This window comes from Mycobacterium sp. (assembly GCF_035640695.1).
In the GTDB taxonomy this organism is placed as follows: Bacteria; Actinomycetota; Actinomycetes; order Mycobacteriales; family Mycobacteriaceae; genus Mycobacterium.
This window is the reverse complement of record NZ_DASQVQ010000190.1, coordinates 19,222-33,131: the sequence shown is the minus strand read 5'-3', so window position 1 is coordinate 33,131 and position 13,910 is coordinate 19,222. Positions and strand designations below refer to the sequence as shown.

The 13,910-nt window shown below is 69.0% G+C and carries 15 protein-coding genes; 5 read left to right on the top strand and 10 right to left on the bottom strand.

Going from position 1 to position 13,910, the window contains the following annotated elements; genetic code table 11:
- From VE759_RS22290 to mftA, 8 genes are all read right to left on the bottom strand, one after another.
- The coding region (locus VE759_RS22290; protein WP_324936508.1) for a carboxylesterase family protein at positions 1–818 on the bottom strand (818 nt) is incomplete at its 3' end.
- A 120-nt stretch (positions 819–938) separates the two neighbouring features.
- Complete coding sequence (gene mftG / locus VE759_RS22285; protein WP_324936507.1) at positions 939–2,366, bottom strand: mycofactocin system GMC family oxidoreductase MftG; 1,428 nt, start codon at positions 2,364–2,366, stop codon at positions 939–941.
- Between the two features lie 8 nt (positions 2,367–2,374).
- Positions 2,375–3,787, bottom strand: a complete 1,413-nt coding sequence (mftF, locus tag VE759_RS22280; protein ID WP_324936506.1) for a mycofactocin biosynthesis glycosyltransferase MftF — start codon at positions 3,785–3,787, stop codon at positions 2,375–2,377.
- Entirely contained in the window at positions 3,784–4,530 is a 747-nt protein-coding gene (gene mftE, locus VE759_RS22275; RefSeq protein ID WP_324936505.1) for a mycofactocin biosynthesis peptidyl-dipeptidase MftE, read from the bottom strand. The genes mftF and mftE overlap by 4 nt, the downstream gene beginning before the upstream one ends.
- 132 nt (positions 4,531–4,662) lie before the next feature.
- A complete protein-coding gene (mftD, locus tag VE759_RS22270; protein WP_324936504.1) occupies positions 4,663–5,853 on the bottom strand; it encodes a pre-mycofactocin synthase MftD in 1,191 nt (396 codons plus the stop codon).
- Between the two features lie 2 nt (positions 5,854–5,855).
- Positions 5,856–7,028 carry a mycofactocin radical SAM maturase gene (gene mftC / locus VE759_RS22265; RefSeq protein ID WP_324936503.1) on the bottom strand — a complete coding sequence of 391 codons (1,173 nt, stop codon included), beginning with the start codon at positions 7,026–7,028 and terminating at the stop codon, positions 5,856–5,858.
- Positions 7,025–7,312 (bottom strand): mycofactocin biosynthesis chaperone MftB, encoded by a 288-nt coding sequence (mftB, locus tag VE759_RS22260; RefSeq protein ID WP_324936501.1) that lies wholly within the window; start codon positions 7,310–7,312, stop codon positions 7,025–7,027. The genes mftC and mftB overlap by 4 nt, the downstream gene beginning before the upstream one ends.
- Positions 7,297–7,392: a mycofactocin precursor MftA gene (mftA, locus tag VE759_RS22255; protein ID WP_324936499.1), complete on the bottom strand. Its 96-nt coding sequence runs from the start codon at positions 7,390–7,392 to the stop codon at positions 7,297–7,299. The genes mftB and mftA overlap by 16 nt, the downstream gene beginning before the upstream one ends.
- Before the next feature lie 93 nt (positions 7,393–7,485).
- On the opposite strand from mftA, the gene mftR reads away from it, so the two are divergent.
- The 3 genes from mftR to VE759_RS22240 are packed head-to-tail and all read left to right on the top strand — an operon-like array spanning position 7,486 to position 9,999.
- Positions 7,486–8,121 (top strand): mycofactocin system transcriptional regulator, encoded by a 636-nt coding sequence (mftR, locus tag VE759_RS22250; protein WP_324936498.1) that lies wholly within the window; start codon positions 7,486–7,488, stop codon positions 8,119–8,121.
- Between the two features lie 43 nt (positions 8,122–8,164).
- Positions 8,165–8,683, top strand: a complete 519-nt coding sequence (locus VE759_RS22245; RefSeq protein ID WP_324936496.1) for a sigma-70 family RNA polymerase sigma factor — start codon at positions 8,165–8,167, stop codon at positions 8,681–8,683.
- Positions 8,680–9,999: a VOC family protein gene (locus tag VE759_RS22240; RefSeq protein ID WP_324936494.1), complete on the top strand. Its 1,320-nt coding sequence runs from the start codon at positions 8,680–8,682 to the stop codon at positions 9,997–9,999. The genes VE759_RS22245 and VE759_RS22240 overlap by 4 nt, the downstream gene beginning before the upstream one ends.
- A 24-nt stretch (positions 10,000–10,023) precedes the next feature.
- Here VE759_RS22240 and VE759_RS22235 read toward each other — a convergent pair whose 3' ends face one another.
- Positions 10,024–11,208: an NAD(P)/FAD-dependent oxidoreductase gene (locus VE759_RS22235; protein ID WP_324936492.1), complete on the bottom strand. Its 1,185-nt coding sequence runs from the start codon at positions 11,206–11,208 to the stop codon at positions 10,024–10,026.
- A gap of 25 nt (positions 11,209–11,233) precedes the next feature.
- Positions 11,234–11,680: an Lrp/AsnC family transcriptional regulator gene (locus VE759_RS22230; RefSeq protein WP_324936490.1), complete on the bottom strand. Its 447-nt coding sequence runs from the start codon at positions 11,678–11,680 to the stop codon at positions 11,234–11,236.
- A gap of 117 nt (positions 11,681–11,797) precedes the next feature.
- Here VE759_RS22230 and ddaH point away from each other — a divergent pair, with 117 nt between their 5' ends.
- Both ddaH and rocD read left to right on the top strand, forming a co-directional pair.
- Positions 11,798–12,643 (top strand): dimethylargininase, encoded by an 846-nt coding sequence (ddaH, locus tag VE759_RS22225; RefSeq protein WP_324936488.1) that lies wholly within the window; start codon positions 11,798–11,800, stop codon positions 12,641–12,643.
- Positions 12,640–13,869: an ornithine--oxo-acid transaminase gene (rocD, locus tag VE759_RS22220; protein ID WP_324936486.1), complete on the top strand. Its 1,230-nt coding sequence runs from the start codon at positions 12,640–12,642 to the stop codon at positions 13,867–13,869. Before ddaH ends, rocD begins: the two co-directional genes overlap by 4 nt.
- The last annotated feature ends 41 nt before the right edge of the window (positions 13,870–13,910 follow it).

The following is a 13,910-nucleotide window of genomic DNA, read 5'->3' as shown; positions in this document are numbered from 1 at the left end:
CTGACCCGTTCGGCGGTGGGCCGGTCGGCCTGCGCCTGACACGGCCCGCTCTGGATGATCGCGGCGCGGAACAGGCCGGCGGAACCCGGCGCAACCAGGTGGTCGCACACCGACATGCCGCCCGCCGACTCGCCGGCGATGGTGACCTTGGTGGGGTCGCCGCCGAAGTTGGCGATGTTGTCGTGCACCCAGCGCAACGCGGCCTGCTGATCGGTGAATCCGTAGTTGCCGGCCTCGCCGTTGCGGGCGAGCGATGGGTGCGCGAGAAAACCGAACGCGCCGAGCCGGTAGTTGATCGTCACCACGACGATGTCGCCTTGCGTGGTCATCCACCGCGCGTCATAGATGTCCCCGCCGCCGTTGATGAACGCGCCGCCGTGAATCCACACCATCACCGGCCGCTGGCCGTCGGACTGCGATCCGGCGTGGTTGGGCGTCCAGACATTCAGCGATAGGCAGTCCTCACCGACCGCCCGCCCGAAATCGGCCTCGGGTGAGCCGTCTTGGATGCACCGGAGCCCGGGCTTGGTTGCGTCGCGAATGCCCGACCACGCCGCCGGTGGTGCGGGCGGCTGCCACCGCAGCGGGCCCACCGGCGGCGCGGCGTACGGGATCCCGGCGAAGAGCCGGTGATCCGACGAGATCAGCCCGCGCACCGACCCGGACGTCGTCTGCACCACGCTCGGATCCGCCGCCCGCATCGGGGTCGGCGCCACCTGCGCCTCGCCGCCCACCCGGCCGCAGGCGGCGGCCAACACGGCCACCGCCAGCAACGCCGACGCGGTCCAGCGACGGCGGTGTCGGAATGCGCACCACACGGCCTGAGCCTACGGCAGCCGCCGCCCGCCGGATGCCAGCGATCAGCCACTTTGGCAACCTTTCGCCGGGCTCTTGGCGCGGGTGGCAGCGTGCGGACGTCGCGGCAGACCGGCTTGCGGTCAGCCGCCGCGGACGAACTCCGCGGCCCGGTGCCCGATCATCACGATGGTTGCGTGCGGGCCGCGGCTGGTGATTGCCGGCAGGACCGATCCGTCGACCACCCACAGTCCATCGACGCCGCGAACCCGGCATTGCGGGTCGAGCACCGCATGCTCGTCGTCGTCGGTGCCCATCGGTGCGGTGCCGCAGAGATGCTGGGATGTGGACCACAACGGGCCACCGACACGTGCTGCGCCGCCGCACAATTCACGCGCCAGCTCGGCCCCCCGGTGCAGCGCGGCGACGTCGGCGGGCTCACTGTCGTACCGTTGCTCGATCTGCGGCGGAACGCGGAAATCCGCGGACCGCACCAGGACGCGGCCGCGCGACTCGGGTCGCATCAGCGCCACCCCGATGTGTGGCCAGTCCGGGCGGCCAGGTGTGTGGTCACCCATCATCGCGATGAATCCGCCTGTGTAGGGCCGCATCTCAACGCCGTCGGCGGTGCTCAAGACGACTTCGAGGATGGGCCGTGCGGTCGCGGTGCCCCAATCGGTGGACAGCACCCATTCCGGGTGATCGGCGCAACGCAGCCCGACCGGCAGCGGCACGGCCAGGGGGATACCTGCGCCGCGCAATACGTCTTCGTCGCCGATGCCCGACAGCATCAGCAGATGCGCGGATCCAATAGCTCCGGCAGACAAGACGATTCGGTCCGCCGTCAGCTCGGCGGGCCCGTCCGGGCCGACCGCGTCGACACCCACTGCCCGGCCGGCGGTGATACGGACGCGTGACGCCCGAGTTCCGGTCATAACGGTGAGGTTCGGCCGCGGTAGCGCCGGTTCCAGACAGGCCGCACCGGGACCGGTCCGCGCCCCGTCCGCGATGTTCAGGGGAACCGGGCCGACACCGGTCTGCGCGTCGTCGCCGCCGTTCAGGTCGGCGATCCACCGATAGCCGCCGTTGCGAGCGCATTGCACGAAAGCCGCTGTATTCTCTGACATTTCGGTGGCGCGGCGAACCGGAATCGGGCCGCTGCGGCCATGGGCCGGGCCGCCGAAGTCGTGATCGGTCTCGATCGCGCGGAAGTGATCGAGCACATCGGCCCAGCCCCAGCCGGGAAGCCGCCAGCGGTCGAAGTCGCTCGGCAAACCGCGACAGAAATAGCCGCCGTTGACCGCGCCGGACCCGCCGAGCACCGCGCCGCGGACAAGCCGCACCGGACGGTGCGGGTGCTGCGTCAGCGTTGCCGGATAGTGCCGCACCACCGGGCTGGCCACACCGATCGGCAGCCGCGAACCGGTCGCGACGAGTTGTGCGATCGCCGGGTCGGACACCCCGGGTCCGGATTCCAGCACGGTGACCGAGCGATCGGCATCTCGGGAAAGTTGTTCCGCCAGAACGCATCCAGCACTTCCCGCACCGACGATCAAGACGTCGCTGGGCAAGACGGCGGCTACGGCCGGATCTGCGGCTTGAGCGGACCGAGGTGGCGTTCACGCACCATCCCGTTCCACATCCCGAGGCCGTAGGCGAGATCGTCGAGTCGCTTCAGCACCAAGTACGGCAGCAGGCCGATCCGCTTGGTGTGGTCGTCGGTGTTGCTGTGCCGGCTCAACCAGTCCACGACGCCGTCGACCACCGCCGCGAGCACCACGATCTGGCGGCATCGCCGCGACATCAGCGCGGCCAGCAGGGCCACCGGCCAGTAGTGCCGGCAAACAGCCGACGCGAGCTGCAACGCCGCCGCCCCGAGGCCCTTGGCCGCGACGACGGCGACGTCACGGGGTCTGGAGTCGAAACCGTCCAACGTTCCGGCGATGCGGCGCGCGGTCAGTGCGGCGATGATCAAGGAGGCGAGGTAACCCATGCCCGATCCCATCGCCATCAGCAGCCACACCACCAGCGTCCACCCGGAGATCACCAGCGGTGCGGTCTTGTCGGGGTGACGCACCGAAAGCGGCGCGGCCGATTCTCCGTAGAATGCCTTGCGGGCGAACCACTCTCGGAACCCGACCCGGTGGCTGTGGGCGACCACCGCAATCGGTTCGTAGCGCAGCCGGGCGCCGGCTTCGACGAACCGCCAGCACAGGTCGACGTCCTCGCCCGACTGCAATGTCTCGTCGAAGCCGCCCACGTCGGACAGCGCCGAGCGCCGGCAGATGATCGCCGCACTCGGCACGTACGACACCGAGCCGTAGGGCACCACAGGCGCCTCCCGGCGGCCGAGATCCAGCGGCGAACGCACCGCCTCGTACCGGGCGACGAGGTTGTTGCTGTGCGACAGACCGATGATGCGCGGTGCGACCAGCGCGACGGCCGGGTCGGAGAAATGACCCAGCAGCGCTTCCAACCATCCTCGCCGCGGCACCACATCGGAATCGAGGAACGCCACGAAGTCGGTCTTGCACGCCGACAGGCCGGTGTTGCGGGCGGCCGCCGGGCCCTTGCTGCGGCCGTGGCGCAGCAATTCGAACTGGCAGTGCAGCCCGCTCAGATCGCCGGGTTGAACCGGAGGCACCGAGCCGTCGTCGACCACGATCGCCCGCAAACCGCGAAGCGACGACAATAGTCGGCGAAGCCCGAAGAGGTTGTTGCGCACCGGAATAACGATGGTGACATCGCGATGTGACGGACCGCTGGCCGGCCGGGGATGCGCGACCGTGGCATCAAGCAGCGTGCGTGCCAATCGAGCGCTGACCGCGTCGTTGACTTCCAGCCGCCCGTCGTCGAGCAGGGAGCGGGCCTTCGGCGCCAGCCGCAGCAGCCGGGTCGGCGAGCCGCCCAGCAGGGCGGCACCCGCGCCGAGCACGCGTACCCGCCGGTCGACCTGGACCGCGAAGCCGTCCGGGAGACGGGGCTGGCTCATCTCAGCATCCCTTCGCGCCCCGGCGTCCAGCGCCTGATCCGGTCGGCGCAAGCGTCGACCATTTCGGTGAATATCCGCTCCCCTTCGATTGCGGTGGCTGTGGTCGCGTCACCCAGCACCCCCACGTCGCTCACGGCCGCGATGCCGCCTTTGCGTATCGTCGGCATCAATTCCACAAGCGGCGCAACGTTGCCTGCTCGGCACTCATCGTTGCACACCAGCGCGGGTGAAATATGTAGCAATACAGATGTTTCGGTGTGTCCGGCGTGCGCGTCAGCGTTTCGCGCCGCGCACGAGCACCACGCGGCGTCGCGATCCTCGGCGCGCAGCCGGCAGACCGCAGCGGTCAGCGCGGCGACGTTGCCGCCGTGCCCGTTGACAAACACCAGCCTGCGGGCCCAGTTCGCCGCCGATCGACCGTACTCCACCAGCAAATACTCCAGCGCGGCGGTTCCGATCGACACGGTGCCGGCGAAGCCCTCGTGCTCGCCGCTCGCGCCGTACGCGACCGCCGGAGCGGCGATGGTCTGGTCGCCGGGAGTGGTTATCCCCAGCCTGTTAATGACAGCATCCACGACGGCGGTGGCGATACGGGTGTCGGTGTCGAGTGGCAGGTGAGGACCATGCTGCTCGGTGGACCCCACCGGGATCACCACCGTTGGCCACATACCCTTTAGCTGCTTCGACGTCGACTTCCCTAGTTCGGTGGGGAAGACCACCCGCCGATGGTAAGCCGAATTCATCTGGCGTGTACCAAATGTTGGCAGACGTTTCAAATTTTCTTTGCGAAGTTGCCCCTGGATCGGTGCCTTCAGGTACCACCTGCGCCTCGTTAGCCACGTTTCTATCAGCGCGGCCGGGGACCCGGCGCCGGTTCAGCCGGTCGGGTCTTTGGGCAGGCCGAGCGCGCGGATGAAGCCCGGCGGGACGACGACGTCGTCGGCGGTCAGGTCGTGGATGGCTGCCCGGCCCAGACCCATCAGCGCCGAGTCGATGCCGCCGCGCAGGACGTCGAGCACGTTCTCGACCCCGGCCTGACCGTTCGCCGCCAGCCCCCACAGATACGCCCGGCCGATCATGACCGCGCGCGCGCCGAGCGCGAGTGCCTTGACCACGTCGCTGCCGCGGCGGATGCCGCCGTCCAGAAGCACCTCGATCTGGTCGCCGACCGCGTCGACGACGGCCGGCAGGGCGCGGATCGTCGCGGGGGTGCCGTCCAAATTGTTGCCGCCGTGGTTGGACACGGAGATCGCTGAAACACCCGCGTCCACAGCGCGTTTCGCGTCGTCGACGCGTATCACGCCCTTGAGCATGAAAGGCCCGCCCCACAGCTCGCGCAGCCAGGCGACGTCCTCCCACGTGGGCGGCGGGGTCTGCATCCATTCGCCGTAGGCGGCGAAGAAGGGCGGCCCCGGCCGGCCGCGCGGCGCCTGGTTCGGCACCCGCAGGTCGGGTGGACGCATGGTCTTGGCCCACTGCCAGAACCAGCGCGGCCTGGTCAGTCCTTCGGGGAGCATCCGCACCGTCGTCCGCAGATCCATGTGCTCCGGGATTTTCGGGCTGCCCCAGTCGCGCCCGTGGGCGAAGCTCCAGTCGGTGGTCAGGATCAGCCCGACGGCCGAGGCCTCGCGGGCGCGCTGGACCCGTTGCGCGATGGCCTCGCGGTCGCCGAGCCAATACAGCTGGAAGAACAACTTGGGGTTGGCGGCGATCACCTCTTCGATCGGCTTGCTCGCGAACGACGACAAACCCATCGCCGTGCCGCGCGCGGCGGCGGCGGCCGCGACTGCCACCTCCCCGTCCGGGTGAACGGCTTGCACGCCGGTCGGTGAGATTATTACTGGTAACGAAACATCTTGTCCCATCACGGTCGTCGAGAGGTCGCGCTTCTCGATCGCCCCGATGACGTGCGGCGCAAACCCCAGCTCGCTGAAGGCCTCGACGTTGTCGGCGACCGTGACGCCCTTCTCGCTCGCTGCCTGCAGTGCGGAGTACACCGATTTGGGCAGCCGCTTCTTGGCGTGCTGCTGCGCGAACGCGACGGTTTCGAACCAGGTGTCCGCCACCGCTACACCGGGCTCTCGTTGCACGGGCGCGCGGGCGGCTTGGTGATCAGCCTCAACGGAACCGGGCCGCCGCGTGAATGGTCGCCGCTGGGGCGTGGCCGGTGCCGGTCGCGGGTCAGTGCCGTCGCGCCGTGACCCTGCACGCACTCCGGGTCGGGGCCGGCCAGCGGCAGGCCGGTGAAGAACTTCGCGGCCATGCAGCCGCCGCGGCAGCTGTCGAAGTGCCCACAGCTCGCGCAGGCCCCGGCGGACTGGGGCTCGCGAAGGTCGCGGAACAACGTTGAATTCTTCCAGACGTTGTCGAACCCACCGTCGGACAACACATTTCCGGCCAGGAACTGATCATGAATCGCAAAGGGGCACGCGTAGACGTCACCCACCGGGTCAATCAGGCAGACCACCCGGCCGGCGCCGCACATGTTCAACCCGGCCAGCGCCCCGGGCTGACCCAACGCGGACAGGTGGAAGAACGAATCGCCGGTGAGTACCCGCTCGCCGTGGGCGACGAGCCAGTTGTAGAGCCGGACCTGCTGCTCGGCACTCGGGTGCAGTTCGTCCCAGACGTCGGCGCCGCGACCCGCCGGCCGCAGCCGGGTGATGCGCAGCGTCGCGCCGTAACGTGCCGCCAGCGCGGCGAATTCGTCGAGTTGATCCACGTTGTGCCGGGTCACGACGACCGAGATCTTCGCGTCGTCGAACCCGGCCGCCGACAGGTTCTGCAGCGCGCGGATCGCCATCGCAAACGAGCCGGGCCCGCGGATCGCGTCGTTGACCTCTGCGGTCGACCCGTCGAGTGAGATCTGCACGTCGACGTAGTCGGTGGCGGCCAGCTTCGTTGCCACCGGCGGCGTGATGCGCACGCCGTTGGTGGAGAACTTGACCCCGACGCGGTGGGCGGTCGCGTAGTCCACCAGCTGCCAAAAGTCCGGCCGCACCGTCGGTTCCCCGCCGCCGATGTTGACGTAGAACACCTGCATGCGTGCCAGCTCGTCGATGATGTCCATGCATTGCCGGGTGGACAGCTCGCGCGGGTCCCGCCGGCCCGACGAGGACAGGCAGTGCACGCAGGCCAGGTTGCACGCGTAGGTCAGCTCCCAGGTCAAACAGATCGGCGCAGCCAGGCCACGCTCGAACTGGTCGATCAGGCCGGGCGCCGGAAGCGCGGCGGCGCTCATCGCGGCACCAGCATGTCAGAGGCGGCAAGCACGCCAAGCGCGTGCAGATAGGGCGCTTGCTGCTGGTCGGCGATTCCCGCTGCGCGGCAGGCGGATCGGGCGTCGGCGTGCTGTGGCAGCGCGTCGACCACCGCGACGATCGTGCGGTTCTTCAGGAAAGACAGCTTGCGCGTGCCGAAGTGATACAGCAGCGCACCGAACGGCTCCTGGCGCAACGCCACCTGAGGGTGCAGGCGCCAGCTGCGGGCCGGATCGAAGTCGGCCACGCTCAGTACACCCCGCACATCCCGTCGATCGACACCTCTTCGACCAAAGTCTCGGTGACCAGTTCGGTGTCGGCTTCGGGCTGCTGATTCGGTTCCATCGGGGCCGCCTTTCCTGGGTGGGGACTCGACAAACGCCGGTCGGTCCGGAAAGAATATGGCATCGAGTGCCAAAATGGAAGGGGTTGGTTCCAGTGCAGCCTCATCTCGCGTTCCTGGCGGACCGTCGGCGGTCCCGGGTGGGCCGTCGGCGCTCCACCACGCGCGACCACATCAGCAGCGTCGCAATCGAATTGTTTTCCGTGCGTGGGTTTGACGAGGTGAGCGTCGACGACGTGGCACGGGCCGCCGGGATCGCGCGGCGCACGCTGTTCCGGTACTACCCGTCGAAGAATGCGATCCCGTGGGGCGAGTTCGACGCCCATCTGGATCGAATGCGCGATCTGCTCGGCTCGGTGGCCGCCGACGTGCCGACCGGCGAGGCGCTGCGCACCGCCCTGCTGGCGTTCAACACCTTCGATGAGTCGGAAACCGCCCGGCACCGGCTGCGGATGCGGGTGATCCTGAAAACCACCGAGCTACAGGCCTATTCGATGACGATGTATGCCGGCTGGCGAGAGGTGATCGCCGGTTTTGTGGCGCGGCGCTGCCGGGCGAAACCCGACGATCTGCTGCCTGCGACCGTCGCGTGGACGATGCTGGCGGTGGCGCTGTCTGCCTACGAGCACTGGCTGGCCGACGAGGCGGTGTCACTGACGCAGGCGCTGGGCGAGGCGTTCGACGTGGTGCGGCCCGGTCTTGACGGGCTGGACGGGCGTAAAAAAGTTTGACCAACCCCGTCGGAGTTCGGTCCCGGACCGCGACTATTACGGTGTGAGCGCCGAATCCGATCAGCCCGACGCTCCGCGGGCGCTGCTCGCGCTGTACGACCGCGCACTGCCGGTGGTCTACGGCTACTTCGTGCGGCGATGTCCGGACCGCGGGACGGCCGAAGACCTGACTTCGGAGACGTTTTTGGCCGCGATGGACAACGCCCGGCGCACCGATCCGCCGGACATGTCGGTGGCCTGGCTGATCGGCGTGGCACGCCACAAGCTCGCCGACTATTTCCGGCGCCACGGCGAGCGGGCCGCGGTGCCGGTCGCAGACGTGCCGGAGCTGACGGATCCGGCCGACACGTGGGACGCCGAACTGGATCGGATCGTGGCCGAGACCACGCTGGCGCGGCTGTCCGAACCACACCGCGCGGTACTGACGCTGCGCTACATGGACGACTGCTCGGTGCCCGAGTGCGCCGAATTGATCGGGCGCAGTGTGCATGCCACCGAGGCGCTGCTGGTGCGCGCCCGGCGCGCGTTCAAACGGCAATACCCGGAAGGAGGTACGCGATGAGCCAGCACAACAACGCGGATCCGTTGAGCGTGCTGCGAGCGGCCGACCTTCCGGTGCAACCAGACCCGGCGTTCGCCGCGCGGCTGCGGTCGCGCCTGGAGGCCGCGCTGTCCCTACCCACCGGAACGGAAGGAGTTCTCATGAGTGGCACCGATCAAGCCGTCGCCGAACTGAAGGAGCCCACCGCCGCGCCAGCGCCGCCGCGGCCGGCGGCGCTGCCCTACCTTGCGGTCGCGAATGCCCGCGAGGCCATCGCGTGGTACACCGACGCGTTCGGGGCGGTGGTCGTCGGTGAGCCGATCGTCATGGACGACGGACGCATCGGCCACGCCGAGCTCGCGATCGCCGGCGGTGTGCTGTTCCTGGCCGACGAGTATCCCGAGCTTGGCCTCAAAGCACCCGAGCCGCAGGCTGTCTCGGTGACCCTGATACTGCGGGTGGACGACACCGATGCGGCGCTGCGGCGCGCCCGCGACCGCGGCGCCCAGGTGCAACGGGAGATCTACGAGAACTACGGCAGCCGCAACGCGACGATCATCGACCCGTTCGGGCACCGCTGGATGATCAACGGCCCGATTCCCGCGGCGGTCGAGCGGATCAGGCCGGGCGACGCCGGATATGTGTCGGTGTGGACGCCCGACGCGGAGCGCGCCGCGCGGTTCTACGGCCACGTGCTCGGCTGGACGTATGACCCGCTCACCCATCAGGTCACCAACACCGATCAGCACATCGGGATCTTCGGTGTCGCCGACCGCAATACGCTGCCTGGCGGCTCTTCGCGCAAGCGCTCATCGCTGTTCTGCTGCTATGCCGTCGAGGACCTGCAGTCGGCCCGCCACGCCATCGTCGCCGCCGGCGGCGAGATCGGTGAAATGCGACGGTTCGACTTCGGCACGGTGCTGGACGCCACCGATGCGCTGGGGGCGGCCATGTCGGTGTACCAGCCGGCCGGCGATCAGCGGCGGCCCGAACTCAACGGCTCTGGCCCGGGAGAACTTTCGTACATCACCTACGAGGTCGCCGACTCCGCGGCGTTCCGCGACTTCTACGGCCGCGTGCTGAACTGGACGTTCGAGCCGGGTCACATCGCGGACGGCTGGCAGGTGGTCGGCACGCATCCGATGGCCGGTGTGGCCGGCGGCAGTGACCGGCCGACGACGGTGCCGATGTGGACCGTCAGCGACGTCGACGCCGCGGTGCAGCGGGTGACCGAGGCCGGCGGCACGGTGCTGCAGCCGCCCGCGGACCAACCCTACGGCCGCACCGCCGAGTGCACCGACGACCAGGGCGGCCGCTTCTACCTCGGCCAGTTCTGAGGCTCGCGCGGCGGGCAGGTGGGGTCAGCCGAGGACATCGCTGATCGGGGCGCCGGAGGCGATCTTGGCGCGGGTCTTCATGACCTGGCCGGGCATTCCGGCGCCGACCACCCCGGCGACCACGCCGTCGCGTTCGTAGTAGGCCAGGAACCTGCGGCCGTCGTCGGCGACCAGGTGGATGATGTCGTCGGCTTCCGGTTCGCCGAGGCACTGAATCTTGACGTCATACTGGTCGCTCCAAAAGTACGGGACCACAACGAGATTGGCCGGTACGTCCTGGCCGAGAAGGGCGGGCACCAACACCCGGGCCTGCTCGGCGACGTTGCTCCAATGTTCGACCCGCGCTTGATGTCCGGTGGCATCCTGCCAGGACGCCACATCGCCGAGCGCCCACACGTGCGGCACGCTGGTGCGACCGATGTGGTCGCAGACCACGCCGTCGTCGACGTGCACGCCGCTGCCGGCGAGCCAGTCTGTCGCCGGCCGCGAACCGATGCCGACGACCACCAGGTCGGTGCCCAGCTCCGTCCCGTCGGTCAGGACCACCTGCTGGACGCGGTCTTCGCCGCGAACCTCGGCTACGCCGGTGCCCGTGCGCAGGTCGACGCCCTCGGCGCGGTGCAGCCGCGAGACCAGCGCGCCGATCCGCTCGCCGAGCACCGAGGCAAGCGGCTGGGGCTGCGGCTCAACCATCGCCACGTCCACGCCGAGACCGCGCAGGCTGGCGGCCACCTCGCAGCCGATGAAGCCCGCCCCGATCACGACCGCGCGGCGCGCCGCTGCGGCCCCTTCGCGCAACGCCATGCTCTGGTCGAATGAACGCAGCACATGGATGCCGGCCAGTTCGGGGAATGACGGAATGCGTTTCGGCACAAGCCCTGTCGCGATCACCAGCTCGTCGTATTGCAGCGTGGTGCGGTCTTCGAGCGTCACGGTCTGGGTCACGGTGTCCAGTGACCGGACCGCCGAGCCCAGCATCAGCGCGATGTCGTTCTGCCGATAGAACTCCGGTGGCTTGAGGGTCGCGTCATCGAGTTCGCTGCGCAACACCTGCTTGGACAGCGGAGGCCGGTCGTACGGCAGATGCACCTCGTCACTGACGATCGTGATCGGCCCGGCGAAATCGGCCCGGCGCAGCTGCTCGGCCGTCCGCGCCGCGGCGAGTCCGCCACCAACGATCACCACCCGTTGCGTCACACCGGCGTTCATACCCGATCGGGTGGCGGCGCTGCACCTATTGGCGAATCCGGTCGATCAGATTCGACAACACCACGATGCTCTCGCTGCGCTCGATGTCGGCGCTGGCGCGGATCCGCTCCAGCGCCTGCTCCAGGTGCTGCATGTCGCGCGCCAACACGTGCAGGATCGCGTCCGAGGTACCCGTCACGGTCGCGGCGCTGACTACCTCGGGGATGTCCACCCACGCCGCCCGCAGCTCGTCGGGGGCGATGGTGCCGTGGCAGAACACCTGCACATAGGCCTCGGTGTTCCAGCCCAGCGCGTTGCGGTCGACCACGGTGGTGAAGCCCTTGATCACTCCGGTGTCGAGCATCCGATCCACCCGCCGCTTGACGGCCGGAGCCGACAGGCTGACCCGCTGACCGATCTCGGCGTACGTCGCCCTGGCGTGCTCGGCGAGCTCCATCAGAATCTGCTCGTCGATGTGATCGAGCCGGTCCATGGCTGCCTCCCGTCACGCAACAGATCTTCAATTCTCGTGCGATCACGCAAGTTATCACCGGTAGACACGCAATGAGCGGTGTTTGCTTGCGCAAACTGGGCGGATTACCTTTTGATTATGACGATTTTCCAAATCGCCACCTCCGCCGCCGGCCGACGTGGGCGAGTGGCACGCCGGCGCCATTACGTGATGACGCCGCCGGCGTTCTTCACCGTCGCGTACGCGATCAATCCATGGATGGACGTGTCGGTGCCCGTCGATGTCCGCGCCGCGATGCAGCAGTGGGAGACGCTGTACCGGACCTACCTGCGGTTGGGCCACACCGTCGAATTGGTAACCCCCGTGCCGGGACTGCCGGACATGGTCTACGCCGCCAACGGCGGGCTTGTCGCCAACGGCACCGCGATCGTCGCACGGTTCGCGCACGCCCAGCGCGCCGGCGAGGAGGCCGCATACGCCGAGTGGATGATCACGCGCGGGCACACCCCGGCACGGACCCGGCACACCAACGAGGGGCAGGGCGACTTGCTCATCGTCGGGGAAATGGTGCTGGCCGGCTACGGTTTTCGCACCGACCGGCGCGCACACGGCGAGATCGCCGAACTGCTGCGGATGCCGGTCGTGTCACTGGAACTCGTCGACCCGCGCTTCTACCACCTTGACACCGCGCTGGCGGTGCTCGACGAGCACACCATCGCGTACTACCCGCCGGCGTTCAGCGCGGCCGCCCAAGGGCAGCTGCGGGCGTTGTTTCCCGATGCGATCGAAGTCGGCAGCTGCGACGCCTACGTGTTCGGCCTCAACGCGGTCTCCGACGGCCGGCACGTCGTTCATCCAGCCGCCGCAACGACTTTCGCCGGCCAGCTGCGCGGCGCCGGCTTCGAACCGGTCGGCGTCGACCTCTCGGAGCTGCTCAAGGGCGGTGGGTCGGTCAAGTGCTGCACCTTGGAGGTACACCCGTGACCATCATCGACGCCGTTTTCAGAACCGATACGGCCATCGGTCTCGAGGACCGCTACACGGCCCACAACTACGCACCTCTGCCCGTCGTCGCCGCGAGCGCGGAAGGCGCATGGATCACCGACGTCGCGGGGCGGCGGTATCTTGACTGCCTCGCGGCGTACTCGGCGGTGAACTTCGGCCATCGCCATCCCGAAATCACCGCCACCGCGCACGCTCAGCTCGACAGCGTGACGCTGGTGAGTAGGGCGTTGCACTCCGATCGGCTCGGCCCGTTCTGCGAGGCGCTGGCGCGGCTGTGCGGCAAGGACATGGTGCTGCCGATGAACAGCGGCGCCGAAGCGGTGGAAAGTGGCATCAAGGTGGCGCGCAAGTGGGGCGCCGACGTCAAGGGCGTCGCGGCCGGGCAGGGCAATATCGTGGTGGCGCGCAACAACTTCCACGGCCGCACCACGACGATCATCAGCTTCTCCGACGACGCGGCCGCCCGCCGCGGCTTCGGCCCGTACACGCCGGGGTTCCGCACGGTGCCGTTCGGCGACGCCGCCGCGGTGGCTGCGGCGATCGACGAGAACACCGTCGCCGTGCTGCTCGAGCCGATCCAGGGCGAGGCGGGCGTCATCGTGCCGCCCGACGACTACCTGCCCGCGGTGCGTGCGCTGTGCAGCGAGCACGACGCGTTGATGATCGCCGACGAGATCCAGTCCGGGCTGGCCCGCACGGGCCGCACATTCGCGTGCGAGCACTGGGGCGTGGTGCCCGACATGTACCTGCTCGGCAAGGCGCTCGGCGGCGGTGTGGTGCCACTGTCGGCGGTGGTTGCCGACGCCGACGTGCTCGGCGTGCTGCATCCCGGCGAACACGGTTCGACGTTCGGCGGCAATCCGTTCGCGGCAGCCATCGGCACCACCGTGGTGGAGATGTTGCGGCGTGGGGTATTTCAGCGCCGGTCGGCCGAGCTCGGCCGGCATCTGCAGGCCCGGCTGCGCGCCCTGACCGGCAGCGGCGTGCTGGGGGTGCGCGGAATCGGGTTGTGGGCCGGCGTCGACGTCGATCCCGCGCTAGGTACCGGCAAGCGGCTGAGTCTGCGGCTGGCCGAGCGTGGCGTGCTGGTCAAGGACACCCAGGGCTCGACGCTGCGGTTCGCTCCCCCGTTGGTCATCACCGCCGAGGAGATCAACTTCGCGGTCGATCAGTTCGCCCACGTCCTGGCCGATACGCGCTGGTAATCGGCCAGTCCCGGGCCGCCGGTGCCGGTGGTCGGAGGCCG

Bases quoted from the DNA above. Each gene is read 5' to 3' on its own strand.
- mftE (WP_324936505.1), bottom strand. From the start codon at position 4,530: ATGAATTCGGCTTACCATCGGCGGGTGGTCTTCCCCACCGAACTAGGG.
- mftF (WP_324936506.1), bottom strand. From the start codon at position 3,787: ATGAGCCAGCCCCGTCTCCCGGACGGCTTCGCGGTCCAGGTCGACCGG.
- VE759_RS22235 (WP_324936492.1), bottom strand. From the start codon at position 11,208: ATGAACGCCGGTGTGACGCAACGGGTGGTGATCGTTGGTGGCGGACTC.
- VE759_RS22240 (WP_324936494.1), top strand. From the start codon at position 8,680: ATGAGCCAGCACAACAACGCGGATCCGTTGAGCGTGCTGCGAGCGGCC.
- ddaH (WP_324936488.1), top strand. From the start codon at position 11,798: ATGACGATTTTCCAAATCGCCACCTCCGCCGCCGGCCGACGTGGGCGA.
- mftA (WP_324936499.1), bottom strand. From the start codon at position 7,392: ATGGAACCGAATCAGCAGCCCGAAGCCGACACCGAACTGGTCACCGAG.
- VE759_RS22230 (WP_324936490.1), bottom strand. From the start codon at position 11,680: ATGGACCGGCTCGATCACATCGACGAGCAGATTCTGATGGAGCTCGCC.
- mftC (WP_324936503.1), bottom strand. From the start codon at position 7,028: ATGAGCGCCGCCGCGCTTCCGGCGCCCGGCCTGATCGACCAGTTCGAG.